Source organism: Muricoccus roseus, assembly GCF_900141905.1.
Taxonomy (GTDB): domain Bacteria; phylum Pseudomonadota; class Alphaproteobacteria; order Acetobacterales; family Acetobacteraceae; genus Roseomonas; species Roseomonas rosea.
The window spans coordinates 150341-167973 of record NZ_FQZF01000008.1; the positions used below are offsets into that span (position 1 = coordinate 150341).

Sequence of the window (17633 nt, forward strand, 5' to 3'; positions counted from 1 at the left end):
CGCATCGTCGCCGCTGGCCCGGAGGCGTCAAGGCCGGGGAGGCGCATCGGCCCGGCCGGGCCACAATTTTGCTCCCCTCCCTGTCGCAGGGCTGAGATGGCGGCCGGGCGGCACGAAGGACGGGGGCGATCCCGCCCCCGTCCGGCGCATCAGCGGTAGTAGTAGTGCGGCCGGTGGTGCCGGCGGTAGTAGCGCGGCGGCGGCGGCGGATAGCCCCGATAGGCGTAGTGGCGGCGCCAGTGCGGCGGGGGCGGCCGGTGGTAATGGCGGGGCCCGTAATAGGGGCGCGGCCGCGGGGGCGGCCCCCACTGCACGGGCACCAGCTGCGCCGGCTGCCCCACCGTGATGGTGACGGCCGGCTGGGCCTCGGCCGCCGGCGCGAGGGCCAGGACAGGCGCCCCGACCAGCGCGCCGAGGATGAGGGCCTTCCGGCCCCAGGAACCAAGTTTGGCGAGGGATCCCCGCATGGTGGCGTCCTCTCTCTTCGCGGTGGGCCGGGAGGGCCCTTTCACACAGCGATAGAACGCCGGGATGGGGGCGTGGTCGCGACCGGAATGCGGCAGGCCGGTGGCGGCGCGTTGCCGCGAGTGACAAGCCGGTGAGGAGGCACGGACCGGTCCGGCCACCCCATCCTCCCGCGACACCGGTGCTAGAGCCCCGCATCCCCCGGCACCATCACCGCCCCATCCTCGATCCAGGCCTCCACCCCCTCCAGCGCATCCCCGGCACACGGGCCCGAGACGCAGAACCCGTCCTCCACCCGGAAGCGGGCACCATGGGCCGTGCAGACGAGATGGCGACGCACCCCATCCAGGAAGCGGTCGGGCAGGCTTTCCAGCGGGATGCCGATATGCGGGCAGGAATTCACATAGACATGGGCCGCCTCGCCGCGCCGCACGGCGACCAGCCCATAGCCGCCGGGCGCGGGCGGAAAGCCGCGCGCCTCTCCGTCCGGGATGTCGTCCAGCCGGCAGAGGCGGCGGGCCGGCGTCAAAGCCCCGCCATGGAGGAGATGACCGCCCAATGCTCGGGCGAGACCGGCACGACGGACAGGCGGGACTGGCGGATGAGCGCCAGGCCTTCCAGCCGCGGCTCCGCCTTCATCGCGGCGAGCGTCACGGGCCGGGGCACGGGCTTCACCGCGCGCATGTCCACGCAGCACCAGCGCCCCGTCCCGTCGGTAGGGTCGGGATAGGCCTCGCGCACCACCTCGACAATGCCGACCACCTCCCGGCCCTCATTCGAGTGATAGAAGAAGGACAGGTCGCCCTTCTTCATCTCGCGCAGGTTCTTCGCGGCCTGGGCGTTGCGAACCCCCGTCCAGGGCTCGACGCCGTTCTTCACCTGCTGGTCCCAGGAGAAGGCGTCCGGCTCGCTCTTCACCAGCCAGTAGGCGGTCATGCGACGCGGGCGCCGTCGCGGAAGATCTCGCGGAAGGCGTGGACCGTCTGGGTCGCGAAGACATCCGCCTCCCAGAAGGGATCGGCCTTGGCGAAGGCCCTGGCCGTCTCGAGATCGGGCTGCTCGGTCACGACGATGCTGCCGCGCTGCTTGCCTTCCTCATCCAGCAGCGGGCCGACATAGCGGAGGGAGGGACCGGCGGCATCGAGCCAGACGAGATGCCTCGGCCGGGCAGAGAGACGGCGCTCCAGCGCGTCCGGCTTGTCATAGCTGACGATGGCGAAAAGCACCCGGTCCCCCTTTGGCCCGGCGAATCATGGGCCGGCGCGGCGCGCATCGAAGCGCCACGCCAGGGCTCGCGCAACCGGGGAGCGGCTCAGCCCGGCGTCGGGTCGTGATGCACGCGGCGCAGGCGGAGCGCGAGGCTGATCAGCAGGATGCCCCCCGCCACCGCCTGGATGGCCACCACCCAGATCAGCGCCAGCAGCCCCGCGCCAGGGGCGATGGCCAGCCAAAGGCCGACCAGCACGCCGATCACACCCCAGAGCCCCAGCAGCCAGCTGCCGCTGCGCCAGGCGAGGACGATACGGAAGATGCCCGTGGCCACGGACCAGGCCGCGACCAGCAGGACCAGGGCGAGCGCGGAGGCGACCGGCATCACCAGCAGCAGCACCGCCGCCAGGAGCGAGAGCAGGCCGTCCAACCAGAGCCAGCCCGTGCCGGGCCGGGCGGCGCCAAGCATGGCAGGGCGGCCCGTGACCGCCTGCCAGAGGGTAAAGGCGCCATCCAGCGCCAGCCAGGCCGCCAGCACGCCCAGGATGACAGCGAGCCCCAGCCCGGGCGCCATGAAGGCGAAAATGCCAAAGAGAATGGAGACGATCCCGCGCAGCAGCAGCAGCCACCAGCCGCTTGCCAGGGCACGGATCACGCGGAAGCGCCCGTCGGCATGGGTCGGCAGGGTGGTAGCGGACATGGCGGGGAACCTCCTCCGGTTGTGTCCGTGGAGCGGCGGCGGGGGCGGAAGGTTGCGGCTCAGTCGAAACGGAACAAACCGGCCAGCCGCCCCTGCTCCTTCAGCACGGCCGCGGCATTGTGCTCCTCGCTGTCGACGGGATGAAGGGAAACCTGAGGGAAGCGGGCGAGGTGCTTCGCATGCGCCTCGTCGAACCCGCTGTGCCGGCTGAAATGGATCTCGATCCGGCCTTCATAGGGCACCTCGTCCAGAATCTGCGCGAGGTCCGCGTATTTCGAGCGGAAGTCGAACTTCACGGCCTGCGGGTCCGTGCCGTCGAAGCGGTCGAAGCTGGAACGCCCAACGCGAGTCTGCGGGCCGAAGGCGACGATGCGTCCGGCGCCGATCAACACTCCAAACAGAATGGCGGCATAGGCGCACATGGAAATGCCGGTGGTAGTAATGCGGCGATAGCCCAGCGCCGCCACCCGGCGGCGCAGGTACTCGGCCGTGGAGGGAATGTCGTGGCTTAGCCCCAGCAGGCCCCGGCACCACCAGGCCTGCAGGAAGTCGCGGTAGAAAAGGCAGTCCACGTCCAGCGTCTCAAGCGTCCCGGCCATTTCCGGCCGGGGCGAGAAGATGCCCTGGCCCTTCGAGCCGAAGGCGAGGATGGCATCGGAGGATCCGGTCCGGTGCAGCACTTCCGCCGCGGCTTCGGCCGTCGGTGAATCCATTTCGGTCGGGCCGAGGATGCCGTGGGCGGCCAGTGCCCGGTGCATCAGGAGGGTCTTGTGCGATTGGACCCGGAGCAACGCGCGCAGGCTACGGATTTCGGCCAGCAGTTCCGCGGTGTCGGGAACCGGCGGCTTCGCGGGTTTGGTCTCACCAGCCGATGACAATGTCCTGCTCCGCCCTGCATCGCGGCAGTGCGGCCGCGAGTATGTCTACCAGACCCCGCTTATCGCGGACCGGCAGGGGCTTGGAAGGGCGGAGAGGAAGGACGGTGGCCGCGTCGTAAGGGGCGTGACCCCCATGGGGACGGGCTTGCCGAACCCGCCTCCGGGTCCACCACCGCCGATTGAGAGTAGACGATTGTGCAGCGCAAAAGTTTCGGAGAACCGAACGTGAGAACCGGACGGCGGCGTATCAGGGGACGCCGCCCGGCCCTGAATCAGACCGTCCGGCGGCCGACGACCATGCGGTAGATCACCAGCACGATGATCGCGCCGACCACGGCGCCGATGAAGCCCGCGCCTTCGCCGGCCCGGTACCAGCCAACCGCCTGGCCGAGATAGGTGGCGACGAGGGCGCCGATGATGCCGAGGACGGTGGTGATGATGAAGCCGCCGGGGTCACGGCCCGGCATGAGCAGCTTGGCGACGGCACCGGCCAGCAGGCCGATGATGATGGTCACGATGATACCCATGGACGGGGCGCTCCAGTTGGTTGTGCCCATCGGAGCGTCAAGCCGGGCATGCGGGTTTCATACCGTTGCAAATCGGCCGGGCACTGCGACAAAGCCGCCCGATGCCGGGTGGAACCGCGCCGCGGCGGGAAGGCGTGTCGATAGGGCCACGCCGGAAGCAACAAACGTCCGGGCCGGCCGCCGCCCACGCAACCCCCGGGGAAAACCGGGCGTTGCGGCGCGCGACGGAGGTGGCGATGCGCCGGTCTTTTCTTGCATTCGGGTTGATCGCCCTCACCGGCTGCGCCAGCCGGGAACGTTCCTCGCGGGCCTACCGGCGTCCCCCCACGCGGCGGAGCGCCGAGGGGCGGCGCGGCGGCGGCCAGGCTACGGCCACGACCCAGCGGCCCGAGACGCCTCCCCGATCCGAGGAAGCGGCCGCCCCGACCGTGTGGCGCTGAGCGCCAGGGGCCAGGCGGCGGGAAGGTGACTTCCCGGCCGGCGCCGGGAATGCTGTGTTCCCCGCCAGCGCCAGCCAGAATGGAAGGGCCCGCCCGATGCGCCATTTCGCCGCCCCGGCGCTGCTTGCCGCGGCCCTCCTCGCCGGCTGCGCCGAGCGCAGCCCGCTTGCCGTGGCCCAGGAGGTGGAGGACCCCTCCTACGAGGCGGTGTCCCGTTCCTATGCCGATGCGATCGCGGAGGGGATGATGCGGGCCCGGGTGGACCGGCTGCGGCGTGCCGTCCGCCGCATGGGCTTTCCGGAGCTCGAGCGGCCACCGGGCTGAATCCGACCGGAGGGGCGCGCGTCAGGACTGCCGCGCTTCGCAGCGCGTCCTGGATGCTTGGAGATCTGGAGAGGGGATGGTGGAGCTGAGGGGAATCGAACCCCTGGCCTCGTCATTGCGAACGACGCGCTCTCCCAACTGAGCTACAGCCCCTTAACCATCGTCCGCGCAGGTTTGGGGACCGGCGCGCGGGCGGCTTATTCCCCGCCCTCCGTCCCGCGTCAAGCACCTCGATGCAATCGGGCCGGGCGGGACGTGCTGGACGGACCCCGGGCGCGGGCCATACACAGCCCGCGCCCATGGGGAAGCCATGGGACGCCATCAGGGCGAGAGACAGGTGCGGGGGCAGCGATGACGGCGATCTTCTGGCTGATCGATCAGGTGATCGGCCTCTATGTCTGGGTGCTGATCATCGCGGCGGTGTTCAGCCTGCTCACCGCCTTCAACGTGCTGGACACGCGGAACCGGCTGGTCTGGTCCATCGGCGACTTCCTCTGGAAGATCACGGAGCCGATGCTGCGGCCGATCCGGCGCTTCCTGCCCGACCTGGGCGGGGTGGACCTCTCCCCGCTGGTGCTGATCCTGCTGCTCCAGGCGCTGCGGATCTTCCTCAACGTCACCGTCTTTCCCGCCCTCTGGCGGCTCGCGGCTTGAGGGGCGGCCTGGGATGATGGCCCGGCTCCTCGACGGAAAGGCGATCGGCGCCCGGTTGCGCGCGGGGCTCGCCGAACGCATCGCCACCCTCTCCTTCCGCCCGGGCCTGCGCGTCGTGCGGGTGGGGGATGACCCGGCCAGCGTCGTCTATGTCCGCTCCAAGGACAGGGCGGCGAAGGAGGCGGGCTATGACAGCGAGACCATCCTCCTGCCGGAGACCGTGGCCGAGTCGGAGCTGCTGGCGGTAGTCCGGCGGCTGAACGCCGATCCGGCGGTGGACGGCATCCTCGTCCAGCTCCCCCTGCCGAAGCATATCGACCCGCAGAAGGTGCTGGAGGCGGTGGACCCCGCCAAGGATGTGGACGGCTTCCACCCAGTGAATGCCGGGCGCCTCGCAGCGGGCCTGCCCGGGCTGGTGCCCTGCACGCCCAAGGGCGTGATGCACCTGCTGGCCGAGGCCGGGGTGAAGCTCTCCGGCGCCCGCGCCGTGGTGCTGGGGCGCAGCGCCATCGTCGGGCGGCCCATGGCCGCGCTGCTGCTGGCCGCCGATGCGACCGTGACCATGCTGCACTCCCGCTCCCGCGACATCGCGGAGGAGTGCCGCCGGGCGGAGATTCTGGTGGCCGCGGTGGGCCGCGCCGGCATGGTGAAGGGCGACTGGGTCGCCCCGGGCGCCGTGGTGGTGGATGTCGGCATCAACCGCCTGCCGGACGGCAAGCTGACCGGCGACGTGGAGTTCGGCGCGGCGCGGGAGCGCGCGGGATGGATCACCCCCGTGCCCGGCGGCGTCGGCCCGATGACGATCGCCTGCCTGCTGGAGAACACGCTGGAAGCCGCCCTGGCCCGCCGCGGCAAGGACGAGCTGCAGCCGAATGGCGGCGTGGCCGAGGTGCAGGCGACCCCGGAGCAGTCCTACGGTCACGGGCCGGGCCTGGCCTGAGCCGATGCTGTTCCGCATCCTCCAGGGCGTGGGCATCGCCGCGCTGCTCGGCTGCGCCGTCCTGGCCTTGCAGGGCACGCCGCTGCTCGGGCCGGAATGGTCGCGGGCGCGCATCCTCTATGCCGGGGCAGGCGCCGTCTCCGCCCTCAGCCTCCTCGCCATGGGGCGGATCGGCCTGATGCTCCGGCGCATGGAGACGGCGCAGGCCGCCCTCCTCTCCCGCATCGAAGGACGGAAGGGCGGGGAATGAAGCCCGCCGACCTTCTCCTCGCCATCGCCTTCATCCTCATCTGGGGCTCGGCCTTCAACGCCGCGCGGCTCGTGGTGCTGGAATGGCCGCCCTTCTGGGCGCTGGCCCTGCGCTTCCTGCTCACCGCGCCGCTGCTGCTGGCCATCGCCTGGGCCACGCGCTCCCGCTGGCCCGCCCGGGGGGATGCCGGGCGGGTGGTGCTGATGGGGCTGCTCGGCACCGGCGGCTATCTCGCCTTCTCCTGGTGGGCCATGTCCATCATCCCCTCGGGGCTGGTCGCGCTCATCACCGCCGCGACGCCGCTGGTGGTCGCCCTGGGCGAGACGTTGTTCCTGGGCCGCCGCCCCTCGGCGATGGCCTGGGCCGGCCTGGCGCTCGGCTGGGCCGGGGTGGCGGTGCTCGGGGGGGCGCGGCTCGCCGGGCATGTCGGCATGGCGGAGGGGATGACCGAGGCGCTGGGCGTCTGCCTCGCCCTTCTCGGCGCGGTTTCCCAGGCGGCGGGGCTGCTCATCTTCGCCCCGGCGCGCGGGCGCGTGGACCTCTGGTCGGCCAGCGCGGGGCAGAGCCTCGTCAGCGCCGCGCTGCTTCTCGCCTTGGCCCTGGTGCTGGAAGGCGCACCCCCCACCAGCGGCAGCGGCCAGGTCTGGCTGGGGCTCCTTTACAGCGTCACAGTGGTGGGCATCGGCGGCTATGCGCTGCTCTTCATCATGCTCAGGCGCTTCCCCCCCTCCACCGCCGCCGCCCTGCAGCTCCTCGCGCCCCCCGTGGCCGCCGTCATCGGCTGGGCGGCGCTGGGGGAGGTGCTGGGCTGGGCGGATCTCGCCGGCGGCGTTCTCACCCTTGGCGGGCTGATGCTCCTCTTCCGCGCCCGAGCGCGGGAGGCCAGGACGGGCCGCTAAGGCCCTCGCCTTGCCTCGCAACAGGCTTTGGCTTCCTTCAGAGGGCTCCGCCCTCACCCGCCAAGGGCCTGAGGCCCTTGGAACCCCGTCTGACTGCCGTGGATACCCCGGATCGAGGGGGCTCTCGTTGGGGGTGCTGATCCTGCCTTTGCAGTCGCCTCGGGTCATGGCCCCGAGGCGCACGATCAGCCCCGTGATCCCAAACTCGAAGAAAAAGGTGATGGGTCTAAGGCACTGCCTTCGACGGGTCCGGGGAAAGAAAGAATTCCTTCTTCCTCTCCCCGGGACAGACCGTCAGCCCAGAACGAAGCCAGGGCAACAAGCCGAAGGCGCCCCCTCGCCTTCCGGCCTAAACGCAACCCCGAAGCTTCGGGCCGCATCGCAGCACCGGCGCGAGATCGGCCGGCAGACTGCGTGCCGGGACGACGAAGGGGTGGGGTGAATGGGACACAGGGCGGGGTTCTTCGGGTGGCGCGTGGTCTGGGCCGCTTTCACCGTGGCGGTGTTCAGTTGGGGCGTGGGTTTCTATGGCCCGCCCGTGCTGCTGCAGGCGCTGCACGAGGCCCGGGGCTGGCCCGTGGCGACCATCTCGGCGGCGGTGACCTGCCATTTCCTTCTGGGTGCGCTGGTGGTGGCGCGGTTGCCGGCGCTGCATGCCCGCTTCGGGCTGGTGGCGGTCACGCGGGCGGGCGGGCTGGCCTCGGGCCTGGGCGTGCTGGGCTGGACCCTGGCGGCCGAGCCCTGGCAACTCTTCCTCGCCACGCTGGTCAGCGGCGCGGGCTGGGCAACCACGGGCGCGGCGGCCATCAACGCCTTCGTGGCCCCCTGGTTCGTCCGGCGGCGGCCCGCCGCCCTGTCGGCCGCCTATAATGGCGCGAGCATGGGCGGCGTCATCCTCTCCCCGCTCTGGGTGGCGCTGATTGCCCTGCTGGGCCTGCCGGGTGCCGCGGCGCTGGTCGGCGGGGCCATGGCGGTCGCTCTCTGGTTGCTGGCGGGGCGGGTGATCGGCCGCAGTCCGGCCAGCATGGGCCAAAACCCCGATGGCGGCGCGGAGGATGCCGCGCCGGCCCCCGCGGGCCGCCCGGAGGCGCGCGACGCGGCCCCGCTCCTCCGCCCCTGGCGGGAATTCCGCTTCGGGACGCTCGCCGCGCTGATGTCGCTCGGCCTCGTCGCGCAGATCGGGCTCATCGCGCACCTCTTCTCCCTGCTCGTCCCGGTGCTGGGGGCCGAGGGGGCGGGGCTGGCGATGGGCATGGCGACGGCCTGCGCGGTGCTCGGCCGCACGCTGATGGGCTGGCTGCTCGCCCCCGGCGTCGATCGCCGCTTGGCCGCGGCGGGAAGCTACGGAGTGCAGGTCGCGGGCTCGCTCGTCCTGTTCCTCGTGGGCGGGGAGGCGGTGCCGATGCTGATCGGGATCGCGCTGTTCGGCCTGGGAATCGGCAATGCCACCTCCCTGCCCCCGCTGATCGCCCAGGCGGAGTTCCGGCCCGGCGACACGGGGCGTGTGGTGGCCCTGGTCACGGCTACCAGCCAGGCCAGCTACGCTTTCGCCCCGGCCCTGTTCGGGCTGTTGCGGGAGGCCGGGGGCGGCCCGGCGCTCTTCCTGACGGCCGGCGCCATCCAGCTCCTGGCCATCGCCGCGGGGCTGGCCGGGCGCCGCCGGGTGCGGCGCAGTTGATCCGCCCGCCGGATGGGCCATCTTGCAACGCGATGGACACGCGTGACGCCCCCTCCCCGGCCCTTCTCGACGCCTTCTGGCGCGTGGTCGCCCGCCATGGCTGGCACGGCACCACCTTCGCCCGCGTCGCGGAGGAGAGCGGCGAGACGCTCTCCGACCTGCGGGGCCGCTATGCCGCGCCGGTGGACCTGCTGCGCGCCTATCACCGCGCGGTGGACCAGGCGGTGCTGGAGGGCACGGTGCCGGGCCAGGCCGGCTTCGGCACGGCGCGGGACCGGGTGTTCGACCTGCTGATGCGCCGCTTCGACGCCCTCGCCCCGCATCGGGAGGGCGTGCTGCGCCTGCAGAGCGACCTGAAGCGGGACCCGCTCTCGGCCCTGCTGCTCTCCCCCTTGCTGATGGCCTCCATGGCCTGGACGCTGGAAGGCGCGGGCGTCTCCACCGCGGGCGTCGCGGGCGCGCTGCGCGTGCAGGGACTGACCGGCGTCTGGCTCTCCGCCGCCCGCGCGTGGGAATCGGATGACAGCATGGATCTCGGCCCCACCATGGCCGCGCTCGACCGCGCGCTGGACCGGGCCGAGAAGGTGGCCCGCACCCTGCGCCTGGCCGAAGCGGAGGCTCCGCCCCCGCCCGGCCCGGTGGAGGGCGCCGATTCCGTGCCGCCCGACGTGGTGGACCCGCCGCTCGCCGATACGGGAATCATGGTCGCCTCGGCCGGAGGGAGCACGGCGCAGGAGCCGCCCACGCCCTCCGAGCCACGCAAGCCCGGCGGCCCCGGAGACATGCTGCCGTCCTGAAACAGGACCGCGCTTGCGGCGCCCCGCCGGGAAGCGCCAGGATGCCGACGAAGTCATAACGGAGGAACGCCCATGTCCGACCGCCCCACCCTCCCGCCGGAGATGGACCCGATGCGCCTCCTGTCCGAGATGCGAATGCCCATGCTGGATGTAGAGGCCCTGGCCGCCGCACAGCGCCGCAACCTGGAGGCGCTCTCCGCCGCGAACCGCGTGGCGCTGGAAGGCGCGCAGGCCGTGGCCCGCCGCCACATGGAGATCCTGCAGCAATCCATGTCGGAGATGACCGATGCGGTGCGCGGCGCCTCCACCAGCGCCGACCCGCAGGACCGCGCCGCCAAGCAGGCCGATCTGGTGAAGGCCACCTATGAGAAGGCCGTGACCAACATGAAGGAGCTGGCGGACCTCATCCAGAAGTCCAATGCCGAGGCACTGACGGTGCTGAACAAGCGCTTCTCGGAGGCGATGGACGAGGTGCGCGGCCTGGTGGCCAAGAAGGACGGCTGAGGCGCGGCCTCAGCCTTTCGGCTCGTCCGGCGGCGCGCTGTCGAGCAGCGCGCCGTCCAGCAGGGCGTCGCGCTTTTCCCGGGCCGCGGCGTCCTTCGCCTTTTCCGCCCTGGTGCGGCCATGCGCCGCGCGGTTCGCCGCCGCGCGCGCCTCGGCTTCCGCCCGCGCGCGTGCCTTGCGGGCCCGGTTCAGGTTGACGATCTCGGCCATCGCCCCAGGATAGAGCCCGGCATTCAGCGGAGCCAGCCATGCAGATCGAGTTGACCGCCGCGGACGGCCATCGCCTCTCCGCCTGGCGCAGCGGCCCCGCGGATGCCCGGCGCGCCCTGGTGGTGGTGCAGGAGATCTTCGGGGTGAACGCGCATATGCGCCGCCTCTCCGACCATCTGGGCAGCCTCGGCTGGGCCGTGGTCACGCCCGCGCTGTTCGACCGTGCCGAGCGCGATGCCGAGCTGGGCTATGAGGCCGCCGACCGGGAGCGCGGCATGGCGCTGCGCAGCAAGGTCTCGAACGAGGCGGTGATGCTGGACATCGAGGCGGCGGCACAGGCGCTGCCGGCCGGCGCGGCGCACGGCATCATCGGCTATTGCTGGGGCGGCACCATCGCCTGGTGGGGCGCCACCCGCTCCACCAGCTTCGGCGCGGCGGTCGGCTATTACGGCGGCGGCATCGCCGCCACGCGGACCGAGACGCCGCATTGCCCGGTCCAGCTGCATTTCGGCGAGCTGGACAAGGGCATTCCCCTGGCGGATGTGGAGCTGGTGCGCCAGGCGCAACCCGGCGTGGAGGTCCATGTCTATCCCGGCGCGGGCCATGGCTTCGCCTGCGAGGACCGGTCGAGCTATGATCCGGCCGCGACCGCGCTGGCCGAGGAGCGGGCGCTCGCCTTCCTCTCGGCACATCTTGGCTGAGGAGAGCGGACCATGCTCCGGACCATCGTCGGAATCGTCATCTTCCTCGCCCTGCTGGCGGTCATTCCCTACATCTGGCCGAACGGCTTCTCCGAACCGCCGGTGGCGATGATCGTCCTTCTCGCCGTCGCGGCCCTGGTGGCCGCCGTGGCCGGGCGCAAGCGGCGGGCGCGCGGCTGGGGCACCAGCTCCAGCGCCTGACGGGTTCGCCGGGGACCGATTCTGGGCTGTTGGTTTGTCCCCGGGAAGAGGAAGAAAGAATTCTTCCTCTTCCCGGACCCCTCACCATCATCTTTTTTTGGAAGTTTGGAATCACGGGGCTGACGGTGCGCCTCGGGTCCGGGACCCGAGGCGACTGCAAGGCCAGGAAAAGCGCCCAGCAACCCGAGACCCGCCGGTCAACGGTATCCACGGCAGTCAGACGGGGTTCCAAGGGCCTCAGGCCCTTGGCGGGTGGAGGGCGGAGCCCTCCCCTTAAGCCGCGCGAAGCACGCGCCCGGCCACTGCATCCAGCTTCGCCACCAGCGCCGGGTCGCGCTTTTCCGGCGGGGTGACGATGGCCGCGTCCAGCGCGCGGTCGCAGCCCGCGGGGCAGGCGCCGCGCGGCTGGCCCAGCATGGGCACCACGGCCCGCACCAAGTCCTTCGCGCGGCCGGCATTCTCCAGCAGCACCTTCACCACCGCATCGACCGTCACGTGGTCATGGTCCGGATGCCAGCAGTCGTAGTCGGTGACCATGGCGACGGTCGCGTAGCAAAGCTCCGCCTCGCGCGCGAGCTTCGCCTCTGGCATGTTCGTCATGCCGATCACGTCGCAGCCCCAGGCGCGGTACAGCTCGCTTTCCGCCTTCGTGCTGAATTGCGGGCCTTCCATGACGAGGTAGGTGCCGCCGCGCTTGTACTTCAGCCCGACGTCGCGCGCCGCCGCCTCCAGCGCGTCGCCCAGCCGGGGGCAGAGCGGGTGCGCCATGGAGACATGGGCCACGCAGCCCGTCTCGAAGAAGCTCTTCTTACGCGCGAAGGTGCGGTCGATGAACTGGTCGACGATCACGAAGGTGCCGGGCGGCAGGTCGCCATTGAGGCTGCCCACCGCGGAGAGGGAGAGGATCTCGGTGCAGCCGGCACGCTTCATCGCATCGATGTTGGCGCGGTAGTTCAGCTCGCTCGGCGGCACGCGATGGCCACGGCCGTGGCGCGGCAGGAACACGCAGCGCACGCCGGCCAGCGTGCCGAACAGCAGCTCGTCCGAGGGCTCGCCCCAGGGGCTTTCCACCCTCTCCCAGCGCCGGTCCTCCAGCCCCTCGATGTCATAGAGGCCGGAGCCGCCGATGAGGCCGATGACGGGGGTGATCTGGTCGGACATCGTGCTTCGCTCTCAGCCAGGGTCTGCAGGCGGCGAACGCTCTAGCGGAGCGTGCGGAGGCGCACCAGGGCGCGAAATGACAGGAGCAACCGATAGTTGCGCCGGGCAACCGTCAGTTGCACTCTCGCGTTAATCATTATCGCGAAAAGGAAGACCCGGCATGGCGCCCGTCCCGAGGCCCGCCGAAGAGGCTGATCGGCTCCTCGATGTGGCCGACATCGCCTCCTTCGACAAGGTGACGGAGGATCTCCTCGGCGCGTTCGTGCGGGTCGCGAGCGACCTCCTGGGCGTGCCGATCTCCGGTGTCTCCCTGGTCGGCGAGCACGAGCAGTTCTTCAAGGCCATCAAGGGCCTCCATGCCGGCGCCACCCCGCGCGACAACGCCTTCTGCGCCCATGCCATCCTGAACCCGGATGAGGTGATGGTGGTGCCGGACCTGGCGGAGGATCCCCGGTTCCGCTCCAGCGAGTTCGTCAACAGCTACCCCAACCTGCGCTTCTACGCCGGGGCGCCGCTGCGGGGCGGCCGTGGGCACGCCGTGGGCACGCTCTGCGTGATGGACCATGTGCCGCGGCAGCTCACCCCAGCCCTGATCGACCGGCTGCAGGACCTGGCCCGCGGCGTTTCCGCCGCGCTTTCCCTCCGGCAGGCGATCCATGAGGTGCATCGTGCGGCCCGCACGGATGCGCTGACGGGCGTGTGCAACCGCAAGGGCATGGAGGAGATCTTCGCCAGCATCGATCCGCAGCATCTCGGGCTGCTGATGATCGACCTGGATGGCTTCAAGCCGATCAACGACACCTATGGCCATGCGGGCGGCGACAAGGCGCTGGTGGAGGTGGCGCGCCGCCTTCGCGAGACCGTGCGCGCCAAGGACACGGTGGTGCGGCTGGGCGGGGACGAGTTCGTCGTGCTGGTGCGGGAGGTGGAGCGGCCCGAGGCGGGGCTGAGCCTCGCCGCCCGAATCCACGCCGCCTTCGCCGACACCTTCCTGCTGAACGGCGCCGCCGTGCCGCTGCGCGCCTCGATCGGCTTCGCCGCCAGCCCGTGGCACGCCAGCGACGTGCGAACGCTGATGGAGCGGGCGGACGCGGCTCTCTATGCCGCCAAGCGGGCCGGGCGGGGCGTGACGCGCGTGGCGGATACCTCGCCCGGCGGCGAATCGGTGGGCCGGACCGCGCTCGAGGCTTGGCTGCGGGAGGCGTTCTCGCCGGGCGGCACGGTGCCCTTCCACCTCGTCTTCCAGCCGATTGCGGACCTGCCGACGGGCGAGGTGCGCTCGGTGGAGGCCCTGCTGCGCTGGCGCACCGACACTGGCCTCTCCCTCCGCCCCGCCGATGTGCTGCCGGTGATCGAGGGCATGGGCTATTCCAGCGCGCTCGACCGCTGGGTCGTGGGCGAGGCCTGCCGGCTCATCGCCATCGGCCGCCCGCCCCACACCATCTCGGTCAATGCCTCGGCCAGCACCTTCGGGGTGCCGGGCTTCGACGGGCAGGTGCAGGCCATCCTGCAGCAGCACGGCATCGGGGGCGACCGGCTGGTGATCGAGATGACCGAGGGCTCGCTGGCCGGGGACCCGGAGGCGGCGCTGAAGAACATGCACGGGCTGGCGGAGATCGGCGTGCGCGTGGTGCTCGACGACTTCGGCGGCGGGCACGGCACGCTGGCGCGGCTGCGCGGCTACCCCTTCGACGCGATCAAGATCGACCGCTCCCTCGTCACCGATTGCGCTCGCGACACTCAGGGGACCGCGCTGATGGAGGCAGTGGCGGGCATGGCCCATGCCCTTTCGGTTCCGGTCGTGGCGGAGGGGGTGGAGAACGCCGCCCAGCTCGCGGTGCTGGCCCGCTTCGGCGTGGAGCGGGCCCAGGGCTTCCTCGTCTCCCGCCCCGTCGCCTGGGAGCGGCTGGAAGAGGTGGCGGCGATGGTGCCGGAGCGCATCCGCGCCGCCCTGGCGAAAGAGGGCGCGCCCGCCCCGGCCTGAGCTCCGGGCCTGAGCTCCGGGCCTGAGCCCGGCCATTCCCCCGCGCAAAAAAGGAAAGGCCCCGCTCCGTCACCGGAGCGGGGCCTTTCCCTGTCTCAGGGCCTCAGCGGGCGGTCAGTGCAGATCCGCCCAGACCTTCCGCTTCACCGCATAGGCCAGGCCGCCAAGGATGGTCAGGAAGATGATCATCCGCACGCCCATGGCGCGGCGCTGCTCCAGCTCCGGCTCCGCGGCCCAGGCGAGGAAGGTGGCGACGTCGGTCGCCATCTGGTCCACGGTCGCCTTGGTGCCATCGGCATAGGTCACCTGGCCCTCGGTGTTCAGCGGGGGCGCCATGGCGATCTGATGGCCCGGGAAGTACTTGTTGTAGTGCATCCCTTCCATCACGGTGATGCCGGGCGGCGGCTCCTCGTAGCCGACGAGGAGGGCGTGCAGGTAGTCCGCCCCGCCCTCGCGCGCCTTCACCATCACCGACAGGTCGGGCGGCAGCGCGCCGTTGTTCGCGGCGCGGGCCGCGGCGTCATTGGCGAAGGGCCGGCGGAAATGGTCGGAGGGGCGCGCCGGCCGCTCGAACATCTCGCCATTGTCGTTCGGCCCGTCCTGCACCTGGAACTGCGAGGCCAGGGCCGCGATCTGGGCCGGGTTCAGCCCGATGCCGGTCAGGTGGCGGTAGGAGAGCTGCCGCATCGAATGGCAGGCCGAGCAGACCTCCTTATAGACCTGGAAGCCGCGCTGCGCGGAGGCCCGGTCGAAGGTGCCGAAGATGCCGTCGAAGGAGAAGCGCGTGTCCGGGATATGGATCACGTCATGCCCTTCGGCCGCGCGCGCGCCCGAACCGAGGGCCGCCGGCGCCAGGGCGAGGACGGGGGCGAGGACGGCCGCGAGGGCGGCCGCCTTCAGGGTGGGAACCAGCATCAGCAGGGGGCGGCGCATCACGCCTTCTCCATCGGCTTGGCAGTTGCGCCGGCAGGCAGGGGACCACCGCCCTTCCGGGTCAGCACCGCACGGGCGATGCTTTCAGGCAGCGGCAGGGGACGCTCGAACTTCGCCAGGAAGGGCAGGATCACCAGGAAGTAGGCGAAGTAGTAGGCGGTGCAGATCTGGGCGATGAGGATGTAGGGCTGCTCGGCCGGCTTGCCGCCCACCCACATCAGCACGCCGAAATTCACCGTCCAGACCAGGAACAGCCACTTGGCGATCGGGCGGAAGCGCATGGAGCGCACCGGCGAGCTGTCCAGCCAGGGCAGGACGAAGAGGATGAGCAGCGCGCCGCCCATCAGCACCACGCCGCCCAGCTTGTTCGGCACCGCGCGGAGGATCGCGTAGAAGGGCAGGAAGTACCATTCCGGCACGATATGCGCGGGCGTCACCAGCGGGTTCGCCGGGATGTAGTTGTCGGGGTGGCCGAGATAGTTCGGCATGAAGAAGACGAGGATCGCGAAGACCACCAGGTACACCACGATCCCGAAGCTGTCCTTGATCGTGTAGTACGGATGGAAGGGGATGGTGTCCTTCTTCGTCTTCGGCTCGATGCCCAGCGGGTTGTTGCTGCCCGTGATGTGCAGCGCGACGACGTGCAGGAAGGTCACGCCCACGATGACGAAGGGCAGGAGGAAGTGCAGCGAGAAGAAGCGGTTGAGGGTGGGGTTGTCCACCGAGAAGCCGCCCCACAGCCAGGTGACGATGTGCTCGCCGACCACGGGCAGGGCCGAGAACAGGTTGGTGATGACGGTCGCGCCCCAGAAGGACATCTGGCCCCAGGGCAGCACGTAGCCCATGAACGCCGTGGCCATCATCAGGATGAACAGCACGACGCCGAGCATCCACAGCAGCTCTCGCGGCGACTTGTAGGAGCCGTAGTAGAGCGATCGCCACATGTGGATGTAGACGACAATGAAGAACATGCTGGCGCCGTTCGCATGCGCGTAGCGAAGCAGCCAGCCGTAGTTCACGTCGCGCATGATGCGCTCGACGCTGTCGAAGGCGAGATGCGTGTTGGCGGCGTACTGCATGGACAGCACCACGCCGGTCGCGATCATGATCACCAGGGTGACCATCGCCAGCGCGCCGAAATTCCAGAAGTAGTTGAAGTTCCGGGGCGTCGGGAAGCTGCCGTACTCGAGCTGGATCATCGAGATCACCGGCATGCGCTGGTCGATCCAGCGCAGCACCGGGTTCTGCACCTTCGAGTCGTGCATGTGCCGGACGTCGCTGTCCGGGTCGCTCAGCTCATGCTGGTCGTGAGGGCCTGCGGCCATTGTCGTGCGCTCCTCAGCCGACCCGGATGCGGGTGTCGGAGGTAAAGGAATAATCGGGGATGGCGAGGTTCAGCGGCGCGGGGCCCCGGCGGATGCGGCCGGCCGTGTCGTAATGGCTGCCATGGCAGGGGCAGAACCACCCGCCGTAGTCGCCACGCGCATCGGTCGGCTTCTGGCCCAGCGGCACGCAGCCCAGATGGGTGCAGACGCCCAGCACGATCAGCCACTGATCCTTGCCCGGCTTCACGCGGGACTGGTCCGTCGCCGGGTCACGCAGCTCGCCCAGCGGAACGGCGCGGGCCTCCTGGATCTCCTGGGCCGTGCGGCGGCGCACGAAAACGGGCTTGCCGCGCCACATCACCGTCACGGCTTGGCCCTCGGCGATCGGGCCCAGCTCCACATCGGTGCTCGCCAGGGCCAGCACGTCCTGGCTCGGATTCATCGAATGGATGAACGGCCAGGCCATCACGCCGACGCCCACGGCGGTAAAGGAGCCCGCGGCCAGCTTCAGGAAGTCGCGGCGGACCGGCCCTTCCTCATGCCCCCCGTGCGGATGGGCGCCGACCGCGTCGGCATGCCGCGACCCCGGTTCGGAAGGGCTCGTCTTGGGCGGGTTAGCCAGCACATCGGCCATTCGATCGCTCGTCCTGTTCTCCGTCCCCGTTCCCGGCGCCGGGGTGGGCGGCGGGTGGAGCCGTTGCATCCTCCCCCGCGGGACCGGCTTGCGGCCGGCGGGCGGGGCGTGGGCCGGGCGCGCGCAGACGCGCGGTGCCAGGCCGTTGATGGCGCCATATAACGGTGCGGAACGTGGGGTGGCAACGGCGCCCCCCGCGCCGCAACACCTGTATGGGCA

Annotated in this window: 22 protein-coding genes, 1 tRNA gene and 1 pseudogene; 11 read left to right on the forward strand and 13 right to left on the reverse strand. The window is 70.9% G+C overall.

All coding sequences use genetic code 11. The annotated features are described in order from the left end of the window. Nucleotides 1–149: 149 nt before the first annotated feature. From BUB97_RS08600 to BUB97_RS08630, 7 genes are all read right to left on the reverse strand, one after another. Entirely contained in the window at nt 150–467 is a 318-nt protein-coding gene (locus BUB97_RS08600; RefSeq protein ID WP_073133641.1) for a hypothetical protein, read from the reverse strand. A 182-nt stretch (nt 468–649) separates the two neighbouring features. Next, a complete protein-coding gene (locus BUB97_RS08605; RefSeq protein WP_073133643.1) occupies nt 650–994 on the reverse strand; it encodes a Rieske (2Fe-2S) protein in 345 nt (114 codons plus the stop codon). Beyond that, nucleotides 991–1401, reverse strand: a complete 411-nt coding sequence (locus BUB97_RS08610; RefSeq protein ID WP_073133645.1) for an EVE domain-containing protein — start codon at nt 1399–1401, stop codon at nt 991–993. Before BUB97_RS08610 ends, BUB97_RS08605 begins: the two co-directional genes overlap by 4 nt. After that, the gene (locus BUB97_RS08615; RefSeq protein ID WP_073133647.1) at nt 1398–1691 is read right to left on the reverse strand and encodes a YciI family protein; all 294 of its coding nucleotides are present in this window, start codon (nt 1689–1691) and stop codon (nt 1398–1400) included. Before BUB97_RS08615 ends, BUB97_RS08610 begins: the two co-directional genes overlap by 4 nt. A gap of 86 nt (nt 1692–1777) precedes the next feature. Next, nucleotides 1778–2374: an HdeD family acid-resistance protein gene (locus tag BUB97_RS08620; protein ID WP_073133649.1), complete on the reverse strand. Its 597-nt coding sequence runs from the start codon at nt 2372–2374 to the stop codon at nt 1778–1780. A gap of 59 nt (nt 2375–2433) precedes the next feature. Next, nucleotides 2434–3252: a hypothetical protein gene (locus BUB97_RS08625; RefSeq protein WP_139281314.1), complete on the reverse strand. Its 819-nt coding sequence runs from the start codon at nt 3250–3252 to the stop codon at nt 2434–2436. A 272-nt stretch (nt 3253–3524) separates the two neighbouring features. After that, a complete protein-coding gene (locus tag BUB97_RS08630; RefSeq protein WP_073133655.1) occupies nt 3525–3779 on the reverse strand; it encodes a GlsB/YeaQ/YmgE family stress response membrane protein in 255 nt (84 codons plus the stop codon). 536 nt (nt 3780–4315) lie between these two features. Between BUB97_RS08630 and BUB97_RS08635 the strand changes: the two genes are divergently transcribed. Continuing rightward, on the forward strand, nt 4316–4543 hold the full coding sequence (locus BUB97_RS08635) for a hypothetical protein (protein WP_073133657.1): 228 nt from the start codon (nt 4316–4318) through the stop codon (nt 4541–4543). 77 nt (nt 4544–4620) lie between these two features. On the opposite strand, the gene BUB97_RS08640 is transcribed toward BUB97_RS08635, so the two are convergent. Next, nucleotides 4621–4696, reverse strand: a tRNA-Ala gene (locus BUB97_RS08640). A 198-nt stretch (nt 4697–4894) separates the two neighbouring features. Here BUB97_RS08640 and BUB97_RS08645 point away from each other — a divergent pair. From BUB97_RS08645 to BUB97_RS08675, 7 genes and pseudogenes are all read left to right on the forward strand, one after another. Next, nucleotides 4895–5197, forward strand: coding sequence for a YggT family protein (locus BUB97_RS08645; protein WP_073133660.1), 303 nt, complete (start codon nt 4895–4897; stop codon nt 5195–5197). 13 nt (nt 5198–5210) lie between these two features. Beyond that, a pseudogene (folD, locus tag BUB97_RS08650) lies at nt 5211–6047 on the forward strand (bifunctional methylenetetrahydrofolate dehydrogenase/methenyltetrahydrofolate cyclohydrolase FolD); the annotation flags it as partial. Between the two features lie 94 nt (nt 6048–6141). Next, complete coding sequence (locus BUB97_RS26155) at nt 6142–6387, forward strand: hypothetical protein (protein ID WP_073133662.1); 246 nt, start codon at nt 6142–6144, stop codon at nt 6385–6387. Continuing rightward, nucleotides 6384–7286 carry a DMT family transporter gene (locus BUB97_RS08660; RefSeq protein ID WP_073133664.1) on the forward strand — a complete coding sequence of 301 codons (903 nt, stop codon included), beginning with the start codon at nt 6384–6386 and terminating at the stop codon, nt 7284–7286. The genes BUB97_RS26155 and BUB97_RS08660 overlap by 4 nt, the downstream gene beginning before the upstream one ends. Nucleotides 7287–7728: 442 nt before the next feature. Beyond that, complete coding sequence (locus BUB97_RS08665) at nt 7729–8964, forward strand: MFS transporter (protein ID WP_073133666.1); 1236 nt, start codon at nt 7729–7731, stop codon at nt 8962–8964. A gap of 32 nt (nt 8965–8996) precedes the next feature. Further along, the gene (locus BUB97_RS08670) at nt 8997–9761 is read left to right on the forward strand and encodes a TetR family transcriptional regulator (RefSeq protein ID WP_073133668.1); all 765 of its coding nucleotides are present in this window, start codon (nt 8997–8999) and stop codon (nt 9759–9761) included. 72 nt (nt 9762–9833) lie between these two features. Further along, nucleotides 9834–10265, forward strand: a complete 432-nt coding sequence (locus BUB97_RS08675; RefSeq protein ID WP_073133670.1) for a phasin family protein — start codon at nt 9834–9836, stop codon at nt 10263–10265. 9 nt (nt 10266–10274) lie between these two features. Here BUB97_RS08675 and BUB97_RS08680 read toward each other — a convergent pair whose 3' ends face one another. After that, nucleotides 10275–10475: a DUF4169 family protein gene (locus BUB97_RS08680; RefSeq protein WP_073133672.1), complete on the reverse strand. Its 201-nt coding sequence runs from the start codon at nt 10473–10475 to the stop codon at nt 10275–10277. 38 nt (nt 10476–10513) lie between these two features. On the opposite strand from BUB97_RS08680, the gene BUB97_RS08685 reads away from it, so the two are divergent. Next, a complete protein-coding gene (locus tag BUB97_RS08685) occupies nt 10514–11176 on the forward strand; it encodes a dienelactone hydrolase family protein (RefSeq protein WP_073133674.1) in 663 nt (220 codons plus the stop codon). Between the two features lie 12 nt (nt 11177–11188). Continuing rightward, nucleotides 11189–11377, forward strand: coding sequence for a hypothetical protein (locus tag BUB97_RS08690; RefSeq protein ID WP_073133676.1), 189 nt, complete (start codon nt 11189–11191; stop codon nt 11375–11377). Between the two features lie 273 nt (nt 11378–11650). On the opposite strand, the gene BUB97_RS08695 is transcribed toward BUB97_RS08690, so the two are convergent. After that, nucleotides 11651–12538: an S-methyl-5'-thioadenosine phosphorylase gene (locus BUB97_RS08695; RefSeq protein WP_073133678.1), complete on the reverse strand. Its 888-nt coding sequence runs from the start codon at nt 12536–12538 to the stop codon at nt 11651–11653. A 160-nt stretch (nt 12539–12698) separates the two neighbouring features. Between BUB97_RS08695 and BUB97_RS08700 the strand changes: the two genes are divergently transcribed. Continuing rightward, entirely contained in the window at nt 12699–14522 is a 1824-nt protein-coding gene (locus BUB97_RS08700; protein WP_073133680.1) for a putative bifunctional diguanylate cyclase/phosphodiesterase, read from the forward strand. Nucleotides 14523–14636: 114 nt separating this feature from the next. Here BUB97_RS08700 and BUB97_RS08705 read toward each other — a convergent pair whose 3' ends face one another. The 3 genes from BUB97_RS08705 to petA form a co-directional block, all read right to left on the reverse strand. After that, nucleotides 14637–15455 (reverse strand): cytochrome c1, encoded by an 819-nt coding sequence (locus tag BUB97_RS08705; protein WP_245818240.1) that lies wholly within the window; start codon nt 15453–15455, stop codon nt 14637–14639. After that, entirely contained in the window at nt 15455–16720 is a 1266-nt protein-coding gene (locus tag BUB97_RS08710; protein WP_073133770.1) for a cytochrome b, read from the reverse strand. The genes BUB97_RS08705 and BUB97_RS08710 overlap by 1 nt, the downstream gene beginning before the upstream one ends. A gap of 73 nt (nt 16721–16793) precedes the next feature. After that, the gene (petA, locus tag BUB97_RS08715; protein WP_073133682.1) at nt 16794–17414 is read right to left on the reverse strand and encodes a ubiquinol-cytochrome c reductase iron-sulfur subunit; all 621 of its coding nucleotides are present in this window, start codon (nt 17412–17414) and stop codon (nt 16794–16796) included. Nucleotides 17415–17633 lie beyond the last annotated feature (219 nt).

Coding starts and splice junctions, on each gene's coding strand:
- BUB97_RS08665 (WP_073133666.1), top strand. CDS start 7,729: ATGGGACACAGGGCGGGGTTCTTCGGGTGGCGCGTGGTCTGGGCCGCT.
- BUB97_RS08705 (WP_245818240.1), bottom strand. CDS start 15,455: ATGCGCCGCCCCCTGCTGATGCTGGTTCCCACCCTGAAGGCGGCCGCC.
- BUB97_RS08680 (WP_073133672.1), bottom strand. CDS start 10,475: ATGGCCGAGATCGTCAACCTGAACCGGGCCCGCAAGGCACGCGCGCGG.
- BUB97_RS08685 (WP_073133674.1), top strand. CDS start 10,514: ATGCAGATCGAGTTGACCGCCGCGGACGGCCATCGCCTCTCCGCCTGG.
- BUB97_RS08630 (WP_073133655.1), bottom strand. CDS start 3,779: ATGGGTATCATCGTGACCATCATCATCGGCCTGCTGGCCGGTGCCGTC.
- BUB97_RS08710 (WP_073133770.1), bottom strand. CDS start 16,720: ATGCACGACTCGAAGGTGCAGAACCCGGTGCTGCGCTGGATCGACCAG.
- BUB97_RS08690 (WP_073133676.1), top strand. CDS start 11,189: ATGCTCCGGACCATCGTCGGAATCGTCATCTTCCTCGCCCTGCTGGCG.
- BUB97_RS08695 (WP_073133678.1), bottom strand. CDS start 12,538: ATGTCCGACCAGATCACCCCCGTCATCGGCCTCATCGGCGGCTCCGGC.
- BUB97_RS08675 (WP_073133670.1), top strand. CDS start 9,834: ATGTCCGACCGCCCCACCCTCCCGCCGGAGATGGACCCGATGCGCCTC.
- BUB97_RS08645 (WP_073133660.1), top strand. CDS start 4,895: ATGACGGCGATCTTCTGGCTGATCGATCAGGTGATCGGCCTCTATGTC.
- BUB97_RS26155 (WP_073133662.1), top strand. CDS start 6,142: ATGCTGTTCCGCATCCTCCAGGGCGTGGGCATCGCCGCGCTGCTCGGC.
- BUB97_RS08620 (WP_073133649.1), bottom strand. CDS start 2,374: ATGTCCGCTACCACCCTGCCGACCCATGCCGACGGGCGCTTCCGCGTG.
- BUB97_RS08600 (WP_073133641.1), bottom strand. CDS start 467: ATGCGGGGATCCCTCGCCAAACTTGGTTCCTGGGGCCGGAAGGCCCTC.
- BUB97_RS08670 (WP_073133668.1), top strand. CDS start 8,997: ATGGACACGCGTGACGCCCCCTCCCCGGCCCTTCTCGACGCCTTCTGG.
- BUB97_RS08635 (WP_073133657.1), top strand. CDS start 4,316: ATGCGCCATTTCGCCGCCCCGGCGCTGCTTGCCGCGGCCCTCCTCGCC.
- BUB97_RS08660 (WP_073133664.1), top strand. CDS start 6,384: ATGAAGCCCGCCGACCTTCTCCTCGCCATCGCCTTCATCCTCATCTGG.
- BUB97_RS08700 (WP_073133680.1), top strand. CDS start 12,699: ATGGCGCCCGTCCCGAGGCCCGCCGAAGAGGCTGATCGGCTCCTCGAT.
- petA (WP_073133682.1), bottom strand. CDS start 17,414: ATGGCCGATGTGCTGGCTAACCCGCCCAAGACGAGCCCTTCCGAACCG.
- BUB97_RS08610 (WP_073133645.1), bottom strand. CDS start 1,401: ATGACCGCCTACTGGCTGGTGAAGAGCGAGCCGGACGCCTTCTCCTGG.